We start from the raw sequence: 19,109 nt of genomic DNA on the forward strand, positions 1-19,109 counted from the left end.
CAAGCGCGGGGCAGTGTCGATGGACCTCTTCACCTATTACCGTTCCACCTCGTCCTATCGGGTCCGCCTGGCCCTGGCGCTGAAGGGGTTGGACTACCGAGCCGTACCGGTCAATCTGCTGTCCGGCGAGCAGCACCAGCCGGCCTACCGGGCGCTCAATGCCCAGGGGCGGCTGCCCAGCCTGCGCCTCGACAGCGGCGAGGTGCTGATCCAGTCGCCCGCCATCCTCGAATACCTGGAAGAGCGCTATCCGGCCGTGCCCTTGCTGCCGACCGATCCGCTGCTGCGCGCCCGCCATCGGGGTGTCGCCGCCCTGATCGCCTGCGATGTCCATCCGCTGCACAACGTCTCGGTGCTCAACCGCCTGCGCGGCTTGGGCCTGGAAGAGCCGGCCGTGCTCGACTGGATCTCGCACTGGATCGGCGAGGGCCTGGCGGCGGTGGAGGCGCAGATCGGCTCCAGTGACTTCTGTTTCGGCGAGGTGGGGCTGGCGGACGTCTATCTGCTACCCCAACTCTATGCGGCGCGGCGTTTCCAGGTGGACCTGGCGTCCTATCCACGCGTCCAGCGGGTAGAGGCCCTGGCTGGCGCGCATCCGGCCTTCCAGCAGGCACACCCCGAGGCGCAGCCCGATGCCCCGGTGCGGGTGGCCTCATGAAGCTGCTCGGCTGTCAGCTCATCCTGGGTGATTTCCTGGCGCGCAGCGTGCGTGGCATCTCCTGCGCGCCGCCCTTGACGGGCTGCTAGCCCAGATTACCGACCACGACCGTCACGTCACCCGTCAAGGAGCCAATCATGGCCGATCTGTTTGAAAATCCCATGGGCCTCATGGGTTTCGAGTTCATCGAATTCGCCTCGCCCACGCCCAACGTCATCGAACCCGTGCTGGAAAGCCTCGGCTTCACTCACGTCGCCAACCACAGATCCAAGGACGTGGTGCTGTTTCGCCAGGGCGACATCAACGCCATCGTCAATCGCGAAAAGACCGGCCACGCCGCCTATTTCGCCGCCGAACACGGCCCCTCGGTCTGCGGCATGGCCTTTCGCTGCCGCGACTCCCACCACGCCTATGCCAAGGCGCTGGAGCTGGGCGCCCAGGCGGTGGACATGCCCACCGGGCCGATGGAATTGCGCCTGCCGGCGATCAAGGGCATCGGCGGCGCACCGCTGTACCTCATCGATCGCTACGAGGAGGGCAGCTCCATCTACGACATCGACTTCGTGTTCCTGGAGGGCGTCGAGCGCAAGCCGGTGGGAGCCGGCCTCAAGGTCATCGACCACCTGACCCACAACGTCTATCGCGGGCGCATGGCCTACTGGGCCGACTTCTACGAGCGGCTGTTCAACTTCCGCGAGTTGCGCTACTTCGACATCAAGGGCGAGTACACCGGCCTGACCTCCAAGGCCATGACCGCACCGGACGGCCTGGTGCGTATTCCGCTCAACGAGGAATCCTCCAAGGGGGCCGGGCAGATCGAGGAATTTCTCATGCAGTTCAACGGCGAGGGCATCCAGCACGTGGCCTTTCTCACCGATGACCTGGTGGCCACCTGGGATCGGCTCAAGGCCTCTGGTACCCGCTTCATGACCGCGCCGCCGGAGACCTACTACGAGATGCTCGAAGGCCGGGTGCCCAACCATGGCGAACCGGTGGAAGAGCTGAAAGCCCGCGGCATCCTGCTCGACGGTACCTCCGAAGGTGGGGAGCGTCGCCTGCTGCTGCAGATCTTCTCCCAGACCCTGCTGGGGCCGGTATTCTTCGAATTCATCCAGCGCAAGGGCGATACCGGCTTTGGCGAGGGCAACTTCAAGGCCCTGTTCGAATCCATCGAGCGCGACCAGGTGCGCCGTGGCGTGCTGAGCACCTCGGAGTAGCCCCTCCCGTAGCTCCACCGGCTTGCCCAGCGGTGGAGGCGCCTCTAAGGTGACGGCGCGCCATGCCGGCGTCCTTCAACCTCCGAGGTGGCCATGGAGCTGAGCCAGACCCTGGCGCAGGAAATCGTCGAACGCGCCATGCGCATCCTGCCCGGCAACGTCAATGTCATGGATGCGTCCGGGCTGATCATCGGCTCGGGCGATCCGGCGCGGCTGTTCAGCCACCATGCCGGGGCGCGGCAGGTCATCGCCGAAGGCCGCGCGGTGGCATTGGATGCCAGCGCTGCCTTGGAATTGGCGGGGGCCCAGGCCGGTATCAATCTGCCGCTGTATCACCAGGGCGAACTGGTCGGCGTGCTTGGCGTGTCCGGGGAGGACGCCGAGCAGTTGCGCCTACCTGCCGAACTCCTGCGCCTGACCGCGGAAATGCTGATTGAGCAGGCGGCAGGGCAGCCGCCCGCGACCGCGCGCATGACCACGCCGCTGCTGCGGCAGCTGCTCGCGCCCGGCGCCGCACCCGAACTGGGGCGCCATGCCACGCTGCTCGGGCTGAAGCCGGTCCTGCCGCGGGACGTGCTGCTGCTGGAGTTCGCCGTGCCGGCGCCGGGTTTTGGCGACTGGGCGCAGCAGCGCAGCGTCCATAGCTGGTGCCTGCCCCATGAAGAGCGGCAGTGGCTCTGGTATCGACCCGGCGCGCAGGGGCCCGAGGCGCTGCTGGAGGAACTGCCGGGGCAGGGCTGGTCGTTGCAGCGCAGCGCCTGGATCCCCGAGCCGCGACCCTGGACGGGGCTGGCCGAGACGACCCGGCGGGCGCTGGACCTGCTCGCAGTAACCCGGCGCCTGCGGCCCGACCTCATCCGGGTGACGCTGGACGACCTGGCCCTGCCGACCTGGCTGCAGGGCCAGGCCGAGTGCGCTCGCGGCGCCTGGCTGCTGGAACCGCTGGCAAGACTGCGCCGCGCCGATCGCGACGGCCAGCTGCTGGCGACGCTGCGCAGCTGGTTCGCCGAGGACGCCAGCCCCCAGGCCTGTGCCGAGGCGCTGGGGCTGCATCGCAATGGGCTGCGGCATCGACTGGAGCGGATCCAGGCGCTGACCGGACGGGATCCACGCCGTTTCGCCGACGCCGCCGAACTGTATTGCGCCTTGCTGCTATGGGATCAGGGCTGGGCGAATTCACAGCCCTGACCTGTCGAGACTGGGCGTCTGTCCCGTTGCTGCCGTGCCCGATCCAGGAAACACTCGGCGCATAACAACGGAGAATCGCCCCATGAAAATCGTCATCGCTCCCGATTCCTTCAAGGAAAGCCTGTCCGCCGCCGGTGTCGCCAGCGCCCTGGCCCGCGGCCTGCGCCAGGCCCTACCCGAGGCTGAGGTCATCGAGTGCCCCCTGGGGGACGGCGGCGAAGGCACCCTGGATGCCGTACTCGCCGCGACGGGCGGCGAGGTGCGCGAGGCGCGGGTGACCGGTCCCCTGGGCGAACTCGTGACCGCCCGCTGGGGCTGGCTGGCCGAGCAGCGCACCGCCTTCGTCGAGATGGCCAGCGCCAGCGGTCTGGAACTGGTACCCAGGGCCTGCCGCGACGTGCGGGTCGCCACCTCCCACGGGACCGGCGAGCTCCTGCGCGCCGCCCTGGATGCCGGCGCCGAGCGCCTGGTAGTGGCCATCGGCGGCAGCGCCACCAACGACGGCGGCGCGGGCGTGCTCCAGGCCCTGGGCGTCCGGCTGCTGGACGGGCAGGGCCAGGCGCTGGCACCGGGCGGTGCGGCGCTGGCCTCCCTGGCCAGCCTGGACCTGACGTACCTGCATCCGCGCCTGTCGGCGGTGGAGGTGGTCATCGCCGCCGACGTCGACAATCCGCTCTGTGGTCCCCAGGGAGCCAGCCAGATCTTCGGGCCGCAGAAGGGCGCCTCCCCCGAGCAGGTGCGGGAGCTGGACGCGGCCCTGGCGCATTTCGCCACGGTCACCGCCGCGACCCTGGGCCGTGATGTCAGCGAGCAACCGGGTGCCGGCGCCGCCGGTGGGGTCGGCTTTGCCGCCCTGGCCTTTCTCCAGGCCACCTTTCGCCCCGGCATCGAGGTGGTCGCGGAGCTGGTAGGTCTGGAAGAAGCCCTGGAGGGCGCCGATCTGGCGGTGACCGGGGAAGGGCGGCTGGACGGCCAGACCCTGAGGGGCAAGACCCCGGCGGGCGTCCTGCGCCTGGCCCAGCGCCACGGCGTACCGGTGGTGGCCGTGGCCGGCTCGCTGGGCGAAGGTTACGACGCCCTCTATCAACAGGGCCTCGCCGCTGCCTTCAGTCTGGTACCGGGCCCGCTCAGCCTGGAAGAGGCCCTGGCCCAAGCCGAGGGACTGCTGGAACGCACCGCTCGCGATATCGGTCGGCTGTGGCAGGCGGCGCAGAGCTGAGAGCGATCAGTCGACTTCGCTGGCCGGGTCTTCGAGGTGGTCGATACGCTGAAAGCGTTCCACCAGGAAGTCGATGAAGTGGCGCACCTTGGCCGATAGGTGATGGTGTTCGGAATAGACCGCATAAACATCTGCCGAAGGCGGTCTGGCGTCCTCCAGAACCCGACGTAGCCGCCCGCTACGCACGTAGCGGGCGATGTCCCATTCCGCCCGAAGCAGGATGCCGCGGCCCTCGAGTGCCCAGTTCAGCGCCACCTCACCATCGTTGCAGCTCAGGTTGCTGCGGACCTTGATGCTGCGGGTGCGCGACCCTTCGAGAAACTCCCAGACGCCGTGGATGCTGTCGTTCTGTCGCAGGAAGATGCAGTTGTGCGTTGCCAGATCCTGCAACCGTTGCGGTGCACCGTAGCGCTCCAGATAAAGCGGTGAGGCGCAGAGCAATCGGCGATTGCTGGCGATGCGTCGGGCGTGATAGCCCGCATCCGGGGCCACGCCGAAGCGGATGCCCAGGTCCAGACCATGGGCAGCCAGTTCCATGGGATGGTCGCTGAGCAGCAGTTGGGTCTCCACCTCCGGGTAGCGGTCGATGAAGGCTGCCAGCGCCGGGCCTATGTAGCGTCTACCAAAGCCCAGGGAAGCGTTGATCCTCAGCAGGCCTTTGGGCTGGCTCCGGCGACTGGCGACCATGTCTTCCACTGCTTCGATGTCACCGAGAATGCGTCCGGCATGGCGGAAATAAAGTTCACCCTCGGGCGTGAGACCCAGGGAGCGAGTGGTCCGGTTGACGAGCCGAACGCCTAGCCGTTTTTCCAGTGCGGTCAGTCGTTTACTGATTGCAGAGGGCGTGATGCCCAGCTCGCGAGCCGTGGCGGCCAGGTTGCCCTGCTGGGCCAGTTGGTGAAAAAAGGTCAAATCCTGGGGGCGACTCATTATCAACCTCAGTTCACGTAAGTGATGAGTTCAGGTGAATCTTAGCTCAGGTTTCACTACCTATACTCGGCCCAGCGCTGCCAGTCGGCGTCTCACCCAACGAACCAGAGCACAGGGCCCAGCCATGAAGAACTACAAGATCGCAGCCATTCCCGGAGACGGTATCGGGGTCGAAGTCATTGCCGCCGGCCTCGAGGTCCTCGAAGGCCTGGCCAGGCGCCTGGGCAGTTTCGCCTTTGATGTCAGCCACTACCCCTGGGATTCGGAGTACTACCTGCAGCATGGTCACTACATCCCGGAAGGGGGGCTGGACGAGATCAAGCGGGCCGATGCCATCTTTTTCGGCGCGGTAGGAAGCCAGAAGGTGCCGGATCATATTTCCCTCTGGGGCCTGCGGCTGCCGATCTGCCAGGGCTTCGACCAATACGCCAACGTGCGGCCAGCGCGGGTGTTACCCGGGGTTAAAAGTCCGCTGACCAACGGGCAGGCCATTGACTGGGTGATCGTGCGGGAGAATTCCGAAGGCGAATACTCCGGCAGCGGTGGTCGGGTCCACCAGGGGTTGCCCATCGAGGTAGCCACCGAGGTTTCCACCTTCACCCGCGTTGGCGTCGAGCGTATCCATAGATTCGCCTTCGAATTGGCCCGCAGCCGCCCGGCCAAGCACCTGACCCTGGTCACCAAGTCCAACGCCCAACGCCACGGCATGGTGTTGTGGGACGAGGTGTTCGCCGAGGTGGCCAAGGATTATCCGGACGTGCGCACTACCCGTGAGCTGGTGGATGCGGTGACCACCACCATGGTGCTCAAGCCCGGCAACCTGGACGTGATCGTCGCCACCAATCTGCACGCCGACATCCTCTCGGATCTGGCTGCAGCGCTCTCCGGCAGCCTGGGTATCGCGCCTACCGCCAATCTCAACCCCGACCGGAGCTTTCCCTCGATGTTCGAGCCCATCCACGGCTCAGCCTTCGACATCACCGGCAAGGGCGTCGCCAACCCCATCGCTACCTTCTGGACCGCGGCGCTGATGCTCGACCACCTAGGCGAGCGCGAGGCCAGTGCCCACCTGATGCGAGCCATCGAGGAGGTCACCGCCAGCGGCCTGCACACGCCAGACCTGGGCGGTACGGCCACCACGCGCCAGGTCACCGACGCCGTGCTGGAGCTGATCGCCCGCTAGCTCGGCGTTCCCACCCGCGGCGAGCCAGCGGGTGGGAAGGCCTCAGCACTTTCACGGGCGACCGCCCGCCGGCGCGGTCGCTTCCATTACAAGAACAACAATGGATATCCCATGAAGCGCCTACTCGGAAAACTCTACGTCCAGGTCGTCATCGCGGTCATTGCCGGCGCCTTGCTCGGCGTCTTTTACCCGGACTTCGCCACCTCGCTCAAACCCATCGGCGATGCCTTCATCAAGCTGATCAAGATGCTGCTCGCGCCGGTGATCTTCCTTACCGTGGTCACCGGTATCGCCAAGATGAACGACATGAAGGAGCTGGGCCGGGTGGGCATCCGCGCCTTCATCTACTTCGAGGTGGTCTCGACCCTGGCGCTGATCGTCGGGCTGGTAGTGGTCGATACCTTCAAGCCCGGCGCTGGCATGAACATCGATCCAGCCACCCTCGACAGCTCCGCCATCGCCAGCTACACCGAGGCCGCCAAGCATGAATCCTTCATCGCCTTCATGATGCAGATCATCCCTAACACCCTCGGGGATGCCTTCGCCAAGGGCAACATCCTGCAGATCCTGTTGTTCTCCATCCTGCTCGGCGTGGCCCTGGCGCGCTGTGGCGACAAGGGCAAGCCGATCATCCGCACGCTCGACAGTCTGATGCACGGCATGTTCGGCATCGTCAACATCGTGATGCGTCTGGCGCCGCTGGGGGCCTTTGGCGCCATTGCCTTCACTATCGGCAAGTACGGCTTCGGCTCGCTGTTCTCCCTGGGCAAGCTGATGGCCTGCTTTTACATTACTTGCATCCTGTTCGTCGCCCTGGTGCTGGGCCCGATCTGCCGCGTCGCCGGCTTCAGCCTGTGGAAGCTGCTCAGGTACCTCAAGGAAGAGCTGTTCACCGTGCTGGGCACCAGTTCGTCGGAGTCGGTGCTGCCGCAGATGATCCGCAAGATGGAAAACGCCGGCTGTTCGAAGCCAGTGGCCGGCATGGTCATCCCCTCCGGCCTGACCTTCAACCCGGACGGCCAGGCCATCTACTACACCGCCGCCGCGACCTTCATCGCCCAGGCCACCAACACGCCGCTGAGCCTGACCGACCAGCTCATCATCATGGCTGTGTTGATGCTCACGTCCAAGGGTTCGGCCGGCGTCACCGGTTCCGGTTTCATCACCCTGGCGGCGACCCTCGCCAGTCTTGGCACCATCCCGGTGGCCGGCATGGTGCTGCTACTGGGTGTAGACCGCTTCATGTCCGAGGCTCGAGCGATCACCAATACCATTGGCAATGGCGTAGCCACGCTGGTTATCGCGCGCTGGGTGGGAGCGTTGGACATGGGACGGCTCAACGCCGCGCTGGATGGCCAGGCAATTCCCGCTTCGGAGCCGGAGGTTCAGGAACGCGTGGCGATGGCCGAGCCGGCCCTGTCCAGTCTGGGTCGCAAGGCGCTTTAGCACGCCAGTGCTGGTCGGGCTGCGGGATTTACCTCATGCTGGGCGTCCCGCTCCCGACCGATTACCGCCATGACCTCGTCTGCGCTCCTGCGTACCGGCCTGCTGGCCGCGGCTCTGCTGCTGGTACCTGCCGTCCAGGCGGCCATTCCCAGTCTCAAACCGGCCAACACCTGCGTGCGCAGCGCCTTCGTGTTGCGTTGCCAGGACGGGCAGGGGGGTTGGTACGGGGTGGCGGTCCAGGGCAACGACACCCTGATGCGGGGCTACGATCCGGTTTCGGGTCTGTCATGGGCGCAGACCAGCACCCGCCTGGGACGACTGCAGTTCTTCAGCGGCCTGACCAGCGACGGCAACCTCTGGCTGGGCCGCACCCGGCAGCTGGGCTGGAACGTCATCAGTCGCTTCTCCACGTCCCAGGGCGACCGCGCCCGTACCAGTTGCAACCGTGTGGCGGGGTGCGAGTGGCGTTGACCGGCGAGTCGTCGGAAAGTCTTCCCGCAGATCCTGCCAGCAGGCGCCGATTTGCGCAGGAATCTGCCTGAGCGTCCCTGTTGTAGAGCATCCCAGCGGGCGCGAACTCCCTAAGCTTGAGGCATCACCCCTCACCCAGGCGCTGGAGTTCGCGACACATGACGTACAAGCCGAAATTCATCAGCTTCGACTGCTATGGCACGCTCATCAACTTCGAAATGGGACCCACCGCGAAGCGGCTGTTCGCGGATCGTGTGCCGAGCGAGCGGATGCCAGCCTTCCTCGACAGTTTTCGTTTCTATCGCCTCGATGAAGTCCTGGGCGATTGGAAGCCCTTTTTCGAGGTAGTGGAAAACGCCATTCAGCGCGCCTGCGCCAAGCACGGCGTGGACTATCGCGCGGCCGATGCGCTGGCTCTGTACCAGGCCGTGCCCACCTGGCAGCCGCATCCGCATGTCGTCGAGACGCTCAAGGCCATCGCCCCGCAGGTACCGCTGGTGATCCTGTCGAACTCCATGGTCGATCTGATTCCCGCCAGCGTCGCCCACCTGCAGGCGGATTTTCACGCGGTCTACACGGCGGAAGAGGCGCGCGCCTACAAGCCGAGGGCGCAGGTATTCGAGTACATGTTCGAGCAGCTGGGCTGCGGGCCGCAGGACATGATGCATGTCTCTTCGAGCTTCCGTTACGACCTGATGACGGCTGCGGATCTGGGCTTCATGGCCAGGGCCTTCATCGACCGCGGGCATGAGCCGGCCTGCGACGGCTATGGCGTCGAGCGCCTGACCGATATCCGCCAACTTCCGGGGCTGCTCGGTCTGCCAGGCCTCGCCGAGACCGCCTCGCCGAGGCAGGGATGATGGTCGCCACCGCACAGCCAGGCGTCTCGGCGACCATGGAGACGCCACCACCGACCCTCGCGCCGGACGAGGTGCAGCAGCTCGTTCGGCGTCTCTACGGTATCGATGGCCGGGTCGACCTGCTGTTGGGTGAGCGGGATCAGAATTGCCGTGTGGAGACGGCGGCGGGCGAGCGCTACGTGGTCAAGATCAGCAATCCGTCCGAATCCCTGGCGGTGGTGGATTTTCAGATCGCCGCGCTCGACCATATTTGCTGCGTGGCGCCCAGCCTTCCGGTACCTCGGGTGGTGCGGACGCTGGGAGGGCAGACGCACGCTACCCTGGTGCTCCCGGACGGATCGGCGACCTCTGTGCGGATGCTGACCTATCTCGACGGTGTGCAGGTCCGCGATACCCGCCGTACCGCTACCCAGCGCCGAGCGATGGGCACCTTCCTGGCCGAATTGAACCTCGCCTTGCGCGACTTCGAGCACCCGTCCGCGACCCACGATCTGCTGTGGAACGTTGCCACAGCCCATCGCCTGGCGGCCAAGGTCGATAGCATCGAAGAAGGCCCGCGCCGCGCCCTGGTCAGGACGTTCATGGCGCGTTTCAACCGGCACGTGCTGCCACTGTTGCCGCACCTGAGGGCCCAGGTCATCCACAACGACTACCACCTCTACAACGTGCTGGCCGCGCCCCAGGACCACGAGCGCATCATCGGAGTCATAGACTTCGGCGACATGCTGCATGCGCCCCTGGTGGGCGAGGTCGCCACCGCCGCTGCCTTCCACATGAGTGGCCCTGCCGGGAGCGGCCCTGCCATGAGTGGCCCTGCCGATCCACTCCTGGGCCCCGCACAATTCCTCGGCGCCTATCACGCCACGCTGCCGCTCGACGAAAGCGAGCAGGAGATCGTTGCCGACCTCATGGCGACGCGTCACCTGATCACCGTGCTGATCTCGGAGTGGCGGGCCAGGCGCTATCCGGAAAACTACGACTACATCATGCGCCACAACGCGGCCTCGTGGGAGGCACTGACCTTGCTGGCCGATCTGTCTCGAGATCAGGCACGCGAGCTGTTACTTACCGACGTATGCACAGGACCACGCCATGAACAGCACCCCTGACCTCAACATGGTCAACGCCTACATACCGGGCCGCGTCAAACTGAACGCCGCAACGGCGGCCCTGATCGAACGCCGCGACGCCCTACTCGGGCCGGCCTATCGGCTGATGTACGAGCATCCCCTGCATATCGTGCGGGGCGAGGGCGCCTGGCTGATCGATCCGGAGGGCCGCCGCTATCTGGACGCCTACAACAATGTCGCCTCGCTCGGCCATTGCCACCCCGCGGTGACCGAGGCGATCTGCCGGCAGGTGCAGACCCTCGCCACCAATACCCGTTATCTGCACGACACCATTCTCGAACTGGCCGAGCGCCTGCTCGCCACCGTGCCCGAGACCGAGCTGGCGCACCTCATGCTCACCTGCACCGGGAGCGAGGCAAACGACGTCGCCTATCGGATCGCCCAGGTGCGCACGGGGGGCACGGGCGTGATCGTCACCGAGACCGCCTATCACGGCTTCACCGATGCGGTCGCGAAATTCTCGCCGTCGCTGGGCGTCACGGTGGACCTCGGCGCCCATGTGCGACTGGTACCGGCGCCACGCGCCTACCATGCCGGCGCGGTGGATGTCGCTGAGCGCTTCACCCGCGACGTCGAAGCGGCGATTCGCGACCTGCAACGCCACGGCATCAAGCCGGCGGCGCTGATCGTGGACTCGATCTTTACCAGCGATGGCATCCTGCCCGAGCCGGCGGGTCTGCTGAAGGGCGCGGTCGAGGCGATCAAGCGGGCCGGTGGTATCTTCATCGCCGACGAAGTCCAGCCGGGCTTTGGCAGGACCGGCGAGCACCTGTGGGGCTTTCAGCGTCACGGTGTGATCCCGGATATCGTCACCCTGGGCAAGCCGATGGGCAACGGACAACCGGTCGCCGGGCTGCTGGCCACCGCGGACGTCCTCGCCGAGTTTGGTAGGAACTCCCGGTATTTCAATACTTTCGGGGGCAATAACGTGTCCTGCGCCGCCGCCTTGGCGGTGCTCGACACGATCGAGAAGGAACGCCTGGTGCAGCATGCCGCCGAGGTGGGCACGCTCCTGCGAGAGGGTATCGCGGCGCTCGCCCACCGGCACGCGGCCATCGGCGATGTGCGGGGAGTAGGCATGTTCGTCGGCGTGGAGCTCGTGTCCGATCGGCTGACACGAGAGCCGGATCGAGCCTTGACGACCCGGGTGGTCAATCTGATGCGCGACAAGGGTGTCCTGCTCAGCGGCTGCGCCATGGGCCACAACGTGCTGAAGATTCGCCCCCCCCTGGTGCTCACCGCGGAACAGGCCGGCCTGGTGATAGAGACGCTCGACGCGGCGCTGACCGAAGCGCACTCTGCAGTTCCCCGCGTCTAGCGCTCACCGTTCAAGGCAGACCCATGCACCCTCCGGCGTCCCTCGATGCGTTCGATATCAAGATTCTCGTGTATCTGCAACGCGAGGGACGCTGTTCGAATGTCGAGCTTTCTTCCGCGATATCGCTGAGCGAGAGTCCCTGCCTGCTTCGCACCAAGCGACTGCAGGAGACCGGGGTGATCCGCGGCTATCACGCCGATATCGCCCTGGAGAAGGTGGGCAGTCATGTCATCGTCTTTTCCGAGGTCACCCTCAGCAGCCATCGACCTGCAGACTTTCGCACCTTTGAAGACGGAATCACCCGGTATCAGGAGATCGTCGAGTGCCACAACGTGAGTGGCGGCTACGACTATCTGCTCAAGATCGTGGTGCCGAGCATCAACTGGTTGCAGGCCCTGATGGATCGACTGCTGGAGGACAATATCGGTATCGAGAAATTTGCCAGTCGCATCGTCCTGCGCCAGCCCCTTCGCCAAGGCGGCTATCCACTGGAAACCCTCGTCAATGAGCGACCCAGCTGGGCGGATGAAGGACGCTAGCCAGCGTCTGGAACCCTGGCCTGACGGTGCGGACGGCTGTGCCCTGAGGGCGCCTGCGGGGCTGGACGGTTAAGGGGATGGTCGCCGATTTCGCCCAGCAGAGCGGTCAGGCGGCCGCGCCGCCTGCCGCGGGGATACCGCTCGCGCGAGGCCGCGGTCGCTCAGCCCAGCGCCTGAGTCAGCAGCGCGAATTGATCCAGGCCATCGCGGGACAGCGGTGCCTTGCCCCGGGCCATCTGCTCGACCTCATCGACCTGGGGAACGCCGATGTCGCTCAGCCAGGGATTGAGACCGCTGCGGGCCGTCACGTCGAATCTCACATAGCGCCCTTCGGCGTGGCGCAGCAGGGCGAGGATCAGCGCCTTGGCCTGGTCGGTGGATTCGGCGATCACCGGGCCGACCGACAGGCCGCGGCCGTAGGGGCGCAGCAGGGCGAAGCCGCGCAGCTGGCCCTCCTGCTCAAAGCCGACGATGCGCTCGGCCTGGGGCAGCAATTCCTGCAGCAGGGCGCTGCGGTCCAGGCCGGTAGCCGCCTGGGCGAGGGTCTCCAGCTGCGGCGCCGCTGCCGGACTCAGCTCGCAGACCTGGTCTTCCAGTGGCTGACGTTCAGCCATGGCCGGCAGACTCGCCACCTGGTGCTGATAGATGCGCTCATAGGAGTCGAAGCCCTGGCTGCGGTAGAGCGGGGCGCCGCGCAGGGTGGCGACCAGCAGGGGCGTGCGGTTGCCGGCCAGTTGCAGCAGGCCGTCCATGAGGCGGCGGCCATGGCCCTGGCCCTGGTGGCTGTCGGCGACGATCACCAGGCCGATGGTGGCAAAGTCGCCCTGGGGCACGCAGAACCCGGTGCCGAACACGCCCTGGTCGTCTTCCAGCACCAGGCCTTCGCCGGTGTGGAACAGGCACTGCCAGTCTTCCGGGCGATGGGGCCAGTGCAGCGCCTGGGACAGCTGGTGAGCGGTGGCGAGGTCGGTTTCGCGCAGGGGTCTTAGGGTGGCGTGGGACACGGCAGGGCTCCGATTCGGGTCTGGCTGATTCAGGCGTCAGCCTAACAAGCGGCGACGGCAGATTCGGTTGCCGAGGGGTGGACGCGCCACTGCGCGGCGCCGAAGGCCCCTGCCAGTTCGGCAAAAGATGGCGACCCGCGCGCCTAGCATGGGGGCCAAGCCCACAGCCCTAGCGGAGCGCGCCATGGCCTCGTTCGACCCCAGAGCAATAGCGGTTCGTTGTGCCCATTTCAGCGAGGGGCGCATCCGCGACGCCCGCGCCGAACTGGAGGTGTTCCGGCCTTCCGATGGCGGTTTCCAGAGCGGCCTGCCGTGCGCCTCGGCGGACCTGGTGGACGAGGTGGTGGAGGGCACCTGGCGTGCCTGGAAGGCCAGCGACTGGGCCAGCCGGCCGCCGCGCGAGCGGGCGCGGGTGATGCGCCGCTGGGCCGATCTGGTCGAAGCCGACGGCGAGATCCTCGGCCCGCTGGAAGCGGTGGGTTCGACCCGTCCGCTGCGCGAGGTGCTGGCCTGGGACATCCCCTATGTGGCCGAGGGCATCCGCTTCTTCGCCGAATTCGCCGACAAGCACGGCGGCGAGGTGGCGGCCACCGCCACCAGTCACCTGGGGCTGCAGATCACCGAACCCTATGGCGTGGTGGGCGCCGTCGCGCCCTGGAACTTCCCCCTGAGCATGGCCGGCTGGAAGATGGCGCCGGCGCTCGCCGCCGGCAATGCCGTGGTGATCAAGCCGTCGGAGCTGACGCCGTTCTCCATTTTGCGCCTGGCCGAATTGGCCGTCCTGGCAGGTCTGCCGGCCGGCATCCTCAGCGTGGTCCAGGGCGATGGCCGGACCACCGGCGACGCCCTGTGCCGCCATCCGCGCATCGGCAAGGTCACCTTTACCGGCTCCACCGGAACCGGTACCGCCATCATGACCGCCTGCGCCGAGAGCGGGCCCAAGCCGGTGACCCTGGAGCTGGGCGGCAAGAGTCCGCAGCTGGTGTTCGCCGACGCCCCGGATCTGGCCCGTACCGCCCGCAGCGTGGCCGCCGCCATCACCGGCAACGCCGGCCAGGTGTGCGTTTCGGGCTCACGGCTGCTGGTGCAGCGGGCCGCCCTGGAGCCGATGCTGGAGGGCATCCAGGCGGCCTTCGTCGCCTTGCGCCCGGGGCCGACCTGGTCGGCGGAGGCCACCCTGGCGCCGATCATTTCCCACCGCCAGGGCCAGCGCATCCAGGACATCGTCTCGCGCAGTCGGGCGGCCGGCGCGGAGATCCTGGTCGGTGGTGCCCTCGAGGAGGGCATGGGCGGCGCCTACTATCAGCCGACGCTGATCACCGGGGTCGAGGCAGACAATCCCGCGGTGCGCGAAGAGATCTTTGGCCCGGTGCTGACCGTGCAGGTGTTCGACGACGAAGCCGAGGCCCTGGCGCTGGCCGATCACCCCACCTACGGTCTGGCCGCCGGGGTGCACACCGCCGATCTCGGCCGGGCGTTGCGCCTGACGCGGGCGCTGGAAGCCGGTACCGTCTGGGTCAATCGCTATGGCCGCAGCCACGACTGGATCATTCCCACCGGCGGCTACAAGCGCTCCGGCATCGGCAAGGACCTGGGCCGCGCCGCCTATGAGGCGACCCTGCGCAGCAAGAGCGTACTGATCGATCTGGAGCACTCCTGAGGTCGCCGCAAACAATGCTGGGCCCTACCGCCAAAACGGTTTTTTCTGTCTCCCGCGGCGCCTGAAAGCGGACAACTGTCAGGCCCGCCGGTGCTGTAATGCTTGCCAGGGACGCCACTGGCGCCCCGGTCTCTCACTCACGACCCCTGTCAAAGGACTCTTGCCATGACCGCCTTTCGGCCCAAGTACATCACCTTCGACTGCTACGGCACCCTGACCCGTTTCCGCATGTCCGACATGGCCCGCGAGATGTTCGCCGACCGCATTCCGGCCGAGGCGATGGACCAGTTCTGCAAGGATTTCAACGGCTATCGCTTCGACGAGGTGCTGGGCGCCTGGAAACCCTACTCGGAAGTGCTGTACTCGGCGGTGGAGCGTACCTGCAAGCGCTGGGGCATCTCCTTCACCGACGCCGAGGCCAATGCCTACTACGAGGCGGTGCCGAGCTGGGGGCCGCATCCGGACGTGACCGCGGGCCTGGCCAAGATCGCCGACAAGATCCCGCTGGTGATCTATTCCAACGCCGCCGACGAGCAGATCATGTCCAACGTCGACAAGCTGGGCGTGCCCTTCCACCGGGTCTTCACCGCCGAGCAGGGCCAGGCCTACAAGCCGCGCCTGCAGGCCTTCGAATACATGCTGGACAACCTCGGCTGCGGCCCGGAAGACGTGCTGCACGTGTCGTCGAGCTTTCGCTACGACCTCATTCCGGCCGACTACATGAACATCAAGAACAAGGTGTTCGTGAATCGCGGCCATGAGCCGAGCACGCCGTTCTACCGCAACACCGAGATCAAGGACATCGGCGGCCTGGCCGCGGTCGTCGGTCTCGAATAACCCCCTGAGCTGCCGGAGCGCCTGCCCATGAGTCTTGGCCCAGCATCGTCCGATTCCTACTGGCTCGCGACCGCGCCGGGCTTTACCGGGGCCACCCCGGGGCCGGTGGCGGGCGAGGTGGATGTCGCCATCATCGGCGGCGGCTTCACCGGGCTCTCCGCGGCCGTCGCCCTGCGCCGGCGCGGTGCCAGCGTGGCGGTGCTGGAGGCCGGTCGGGTGATCGGCGAAGCCTCCGGGCGCAACGGCGGCCACTGCAACACCGGCGTTGCCCAGGACTACGCGGCCCTGCACGCCAGCCTGGGCGCCGAAAAGGCCCGGGCCTTCTACCAGGCCTATGCCGATGCGGTGGCCAGCGTCGAGGCGGTGATCGCCGAAGAGGGCATCGCCTGTGATTTCCACAAGGCCGGCAAGCTCAAGCTGGCGGCCAAGCCGCAGCACTACGACAACCTCGCGCGCACCTGCGATCTGATCCGCCAGGAGGTGGATCCGCAGGTCGAATTGCTCAGCGCGGCCCAGGTGCGGGTCGAGGTGGCGTCAGATGATTTCCATGGGGGGCTGCTGCAGCACAACGGTGCCCAGATGCACATGGGGCGCTTCGGCGTAGGGCTGGCCGATGCGGCGGTGCGACGGGGCGCCCAGGTCTACGAGGGCGCGGCGGTGAGCGATCTGCAGCGCCTGCCCGATGACAGCTTTCGGGTGATCAGCGCCAAGGGCGAGTTGCGCGCCCGCCAGGTGCTGGTGGCCACGGGCAACGCCAGCGTCGGCCCCTTCCAGTGGTTTCGCCGCCGCATCGCCTCGGTGGGCAGCTTCATCATTGCCACGGCGCCGCTGCCCAAGGCGCAGCTGGACGAACTGCTTCCCAATCGGCGCACCTATGTCACCAGCCGCATCATCGGCAACTATTTCCGCACCACGCCGGATCACCGGCTGATCTTTGGCGGGCGGGCGCGTTTCGCCCTGTCCGATCCGCGCCAGGACGCCAAGAGCGGCGCCGTGCTGCGCAACGCCCTGGGCCAGCTGTTTCCCAGCCTGGCCCAGACGCCCATCGACTATTGCTGGGGCGGCCTGGTGGACATGACCGCCGACCGTCTGCCCCGCGCCGGCGAGCAGGATGGCCTGTTCTACGCCATGGGCTACAGCGGCCACGGGGTGCAGATGTCGGTGCACATGGGCCGGGTGATGGCCGAGGTGCTGGAGGGCCGCAGCCAGGCCAATCCCTGGCGGGTACTGGACTGGCCGGCCATTCCCGGGCATTTCGGCAAGCCGTGGTTCCTGCCGCTGGTAGGGCTGTATTACCGGGTCCAGGATCGCCTGCACTAGCCGTCGCTCCCGCAACCGCCCGCCCGGGTCCTGCCACGCGCAGTGCCCGCGCGGGCGGTTTTGCGTTTCCGCAGCCCGGCGGGCGCAAACCGGCGGCGCTGCGCAGAACCTGCTGCCACCGCAGGTTTTTCGCAGCCATCCAGTCTCCCGTCGCGGTCCGCACCGCGCTCCGCCACCCCAAGCGAAACGCCGCGCCAGCGCGCCAAAGACGGGCATGGCGGGCCCTGATGCGCCGTCGCGACGCACACCGCAAACAATGCTGAGCGGCTTGGTCAAAACGGTCTTTTCTGTCTCGCCGCAGGGGCAATTCGACGGTAATCGGCGAGGGGCCGGTGCTGTAATGAGCCAGGCCGCATGACAAGGCGGCCAAGAGGACAGCGCCGTGCGCCCGGGGAGGGGTGTACGGACTGGTGACCGAGCCCCCAACGAGCGAGCCGACATGACCGAGAAAAAGACTGGAAGTCCCCTGATAGGAGCTGCTGAAAGCGTTCGGGCCTTCGAGGCCCTGCATCGGGGGCTGTCGCGGCGCGATGCGCTGCGCCTGCTGGGCGCCGCCGGGTTGCTGGCGACCGGGGTGGGTGGTCTGCTCGGCCGTGACGGCCAGGCGTTCGCCGCAGAAGATGCGGTCAGCGGCACCCCGCGCCGTGGCGGTCGGGTGCGCGCCGCAGCGGCCGGGTCGTCCACCGCCGATACGCTCGATCCGGCCCGCGGCGCTTTCTCGGGCGACTATGCCCGGCAATACTTCTTCTACAACGGCCTGACCGTCTTCGACAGCCACCTCGAACCCCAGATGGCGCTGGCCACGAGTTTCGATACCCAGGACGCCCTGACCTGGACGATCAAGCTGCGCCAGGGTGTGCAATTCCACAACGGCAAGACCTTCGACAGCGCCGACGTCGTCTACTCGCTGTTGCGCCACAAGGACCCGGCGGTGGGTTCCAAGGTCAAGGCCCTGGCCGACCAGTTTGCCGAGGTCACCGCGGTGGCCCCCGACGAGGTGCGCATCCGCCTGGTGTCGCCGAACTCCGAGCTGCCCGCGGTGCTGGCCATCTCGCCGTTCCTGATCATCGCCGACGGCACCAAGGATTTTTCCACCGCCAACGGCACCGGACCCTTCAAGGTCAAGGAATTCAAGCCGGGCGTGCGCACCGTGGGCGTGCGCAACGAAAACTACTGGAAGTCCGGCAAGCCCTATCTGGACGAGATCGAGCTGATCGGCATCGGCGACGAGCCCTCGCGGGTCAACGCCCTGCTGGCCGGCGACGTCCAGCTCACCGTGTCGGTGGATCCGCGCTCCGCCGAACGTCTCAAGCAGAGCGGCAAGCTCAAGGTGGTGGCCAACACCTCGGGTGGCTACACCGACCTGATCATGCGCATTCCCAATCGGCCGTTCAACGATCCCAACGTGGTCGAGGGCATGAAGCTGCTGTTCGACCGCGAGCAGATCCTCAAGTCGGTGTTCCTCGGCTACGGCACCATCGGCAACGACCAGCCGATCATGCCGGGCACACCCTATTACGCGGCGGATCTGCCCCAGCGGCCCTACGATCCGGACAAGGCCAAGTTTCTCTTCCAGAAGGCCGGCATCGCCGGCGCACGGATGCCGCTGGTGACCTCCACCGCCGCCGACAACGCCAACGAGATGGCCCTGGTGCTGCAGCAGTCGGCGCGCCAGGCCGGCCTCAACCTGATGGTCAATCGGGTCAGCGCCGACGGCTACTGGGACAACCACTGGATGAAGGACCCGCTGGGCTTCGGCAACATCAACGCCCGGCCCACCGCCAACATCCTGCTGTCGCAATTCTTCAAGTCCGATGCGCCCTGGAACGAATCCGGCTGGAAGAACGAACAGTTCGACCAGTTGCTGGTGGCCTCCCGCGGCGAGACGGATGTCGCCAAGCGCAAGCAGATGTACGCCGACATGCAGCTGCTGATCCACCAGCACAGCGGCATCGGCCTGCCGATCTTCACCAGCTCCATCGATGCCCATTCGCCCAAGCTCGGTGGCTACGGAATCATCCCCATCGGTGGCTTCATGGGTTACATGTTCGCCGAGCACGTCTGGCTGGAGGCCTGACGCTCGTTGCCTCACGGCGAGTCGCTCCTCAGCGACCGGCTCGCCGCTCCAC

General features: G+C 66.7%; 17 protein-coding genes. 15 read left to right on the forward strand and 2 right to left on the reverse strand.

Annotated features, from left to right (window positions below; genetic code table 11):
- The first annotated feature begins 19 nt into the window (after positions 1 to 19).
- The 4 genes from maiA to QKY98_RS20195 all read left to right on the forward strand — a co-directional run bounded on the left by maiA (position 20) and on the right by QKY98_RS20195 (position 4,282).
- Positions 20 to 658: a maleylacetoacetate isomerase gene (gene maiA, locus QKY98_RS20180; RefSeq protein ID WP_144954104.1), complete on the forward strand. Its 639-nt coding sequence runs from the start codon at positions 20 to 22 to the stop codon at positions 656 to 658.
- A 137-nt stretch (positions 659 to 795) separates the two neighbouring features.
- Complete coding sequence (gene hppD / locus QKY98_RS20185; protein ID WP_108581786.1) at positions 796 to 1,875, forward strand: 4-hydroxyphenylpyruvate dioxygenase; 1,080 nt, start codon at positions 796 to 798, stop codon at positions 1,873 to 1,875.
- Between the two features lie 93 nt (positions 1,876 to 1,968).
- Positions 1,969 to 3,063, forward strand: coding sequence for a sugar diacid recognition domain-containing protein (locus QKY98_RS20190; protein ID WP_284671464.1), 1,095 nt, complete (start codon positions 1,969 to 1,971; stop codon positions 3,061 to 3,063).
- A gap of 82 nt (positions 3,064 to 3,145) precedes the next feature.
- Positions 3,146 to 4,282, forward strand: a complete 1,137-nt coding sequence (locus tag QKY98_RS20195; protein ID WP_284671465.1) for a glycerate kinase — start codon at positions 3,146 to 3,148, stop codon at positions 4,280 to 4,282.
- A 6-nt stretch (positions 4,283 to 4,288) separates the two neighbouring features.
- On the opposite strand, the gene QKY98_RS20200 is transcribed toward QKY98_RS20195, so the two are convergent.
- Positions 4,289 to 5,212 carry a LysR family transcriptional regulator gene (locus QKY98_RS20200; RefSeq protein ID WP_027599269.1) on the reverse strand — a complete coding sequence of 308 codons (924 nt, stop codon included), beginning with the start codon at positions 5,210 to 5,212 and terminating at the stop codon, positions 4,289 to 4,291.
- A gap of 124 nt (positions 5,213 to 5,336) precedes the next feature.
- Between QKY98_RS20200 and QKY98_RS20205 the strand changes: the two genes are divergently transcribed.
- The 7 genes from QKY98_RS20205 (at position 5,337) to QKY98_RS20235 (ending at position 12,159) form a co-directional block, all read left to right on the forward strand.
- Complete coding sequence (locus QKY98_RS20205; RefSeq protein ID WP_169853902.1) at positions 5,337 to 6,395, forward strand: tartrate dehydrogenase; 1,059 nt, start codon at positions 5,337 to 5,339, stop codon at positions 6,393 to 6,395.
- Positions 6,396 to 6,506: 111 nt separating this feature from the next.
- The gene (locus QKY98_RS20210; RefSeq protein WP_197851563.1) at positions 6,507 to 7,841 is read left to right on the forward strand and encodes a dicarboxylate/amino acid:cation symporter; all 1,335 of its coding nucleotides are present in this window, start codon (positions 6,507 to 6,509) and stop codon (positions 7,839 to 7,841) included.
- A 69-nt stretch (positions 7,842 to 7,910) separates the two neighbouring features.
- Positions 7,911 to 8,312, forward strand: a complete 402-nt coding sequence (locus QKY98_RS20215) for a hypothetical protein (RefSeq protein WP_027599272.1) — start codon at positions 7,911 to 7,913, stop codon at positions 8,310 to 8,312.
- Positions 8,313 to 8,470: 158 nt separating this feature from the next.
- On the forward strand, positions 8,471 to 9,172 hold the full coding sequence (locus QKY98_RS20220; RefSeq protein WP_042134277.1) for a haloacid dehalogenase type II: 702 nt from the start codon (positions 8,471 to 8,473) through the stop codon (positions 9,170 to 9,172).
- On the forward strand, positions 9,169 to 10,281 hold the full coding sequence (locus QKY98_RS20225; protein WP_144954089.1) for a phosphotransferase: 1,113 nt from the start codon (positions 9,169 to 9,171) through the stop codon (positions 10,279 to 10,281). The genes QKY98_RS20220 and QKY98_RS20225 overlap by 4 nt, the downstream gene beginning before the upstream one ends.
- Positions 10,265 to 11,620 carry an aspartate aminotransferase family protein gene (locus QKY98_RS20230; RefSeq protein WP_044341812.1) on the forward strand — a complete coding sequence of 452 codons (1,356 nt, stop codon included), beginning with the start codon at positions 10,265 to 10,267 and terminating at the stop codon, positions 11,618 to 11,620. Before QKY98_RS20225 ends, QKY98_RS20230 begins: the two co-directional genes overlap by 17 nt.
- 23 nt (positions 11,621 to 11,643) lie before the next feature.
- Entirely contained in the window at positions 11,644 to 12,159 is a 516-nt protein-coding gene (locus QKY98_RS20235; RefSeq protein WP_267407421.1) for an Lrp/AsnC family transcriptional regulator, read from the forward strand.
- Positions 12,160 to 12,320: 161 nt separating this feature from the next.
- Here the strand turns inward: QKY98_RS20235 and QKY98_RS20240 are convergent, their stop codons facing one another.
- Positions 12,321 to 13,163 carry a GNAT family N-acetyltransferase gene (locus QKY98_RS20240; RefSeq protein WP_284671466.1) on the reverse strand — a complete coding sequence of 281 codons (843 nt, stop codon included), beginning with the start codon at positions 13,161 to 13,163 and terminating at the stop codon, positions 12,321 to 12,323.
- A 184-nt stretch (positions 13,164 to 13,347) separates the two neighbouring features.
- Here QKY98_RS20240 and QKY98_RS20245 point away from each other — a divergent pair, with 184 nt between their 5' ends.
- From QKY98_RS20245 to QKY98_RS20260, 4 genes are all read left to right on the forward strand, one after another.
- A complete protein-coding gene (locus QKY98_RS20245) occupies positions 13,348 to 14,823 on the forward strand; it encodes an aldehyde dehydrogenase family protein (RefSeq protein ID WP_284671467.1) in 1,476 nt (491 codons plus the stop codon).
- A 165-nt stretch (positions 14,824 to 14,988) separates the two neighbouring features.
- Positions 14,989 to 15,660 (forward strand): haloacid dehalogenase type II, encoded by a 672-nt coding sequence (locus QKY98_RS20250; RefSeq protein ID WP_027599278.1) that lies wholly within the window; start codon positions 14,989 to 14,991, stop codon positions 15,658 to 15,660.
- Between the two features lie 27 nt (positions 15,661 to 15,687).
- Positions 15,688 to 16,980, forward strand: a complete 1,293-nt coding sequence (locus QKY98_RS20255) for an NAD(P)/FAD-dependent oxidoreductase (protein ID WP_284671468.1) — start codon at positions 15,688 to 15,690, stop codon at positions 16,978 to 16,980.
- 439 nt (positions 16,981 to 17,419) lie between these two features.
- Positions 17,420 to 19,057, forward strand: a complete 1,638-nt coding sequence (locus QKY98_RS20260; RefSeq protein ID WP_027599280.1) for an ABC transporter substrate-binding protein — start codon at positions 17,420 to 17,422, stop codon at positions 19,055 to 19,057.
- The last annotated feature ends 52 nt before the right edge of the window (positions 19,058 to 19,109 follow it).

Origin of the sequence: Pseudomonas sp. HR1 (genome assembly GCF_030175875.1) — a bacterium.
In the GTDB taxonomy this organism is placed as follows: domain Bacteria; phylum Pseudomonadota; class Gammaproteobacteria; order Pseudomonadales; family Pseudomonadaceae; genus Chryseomonas; species Chryseomonas oryzihabitans.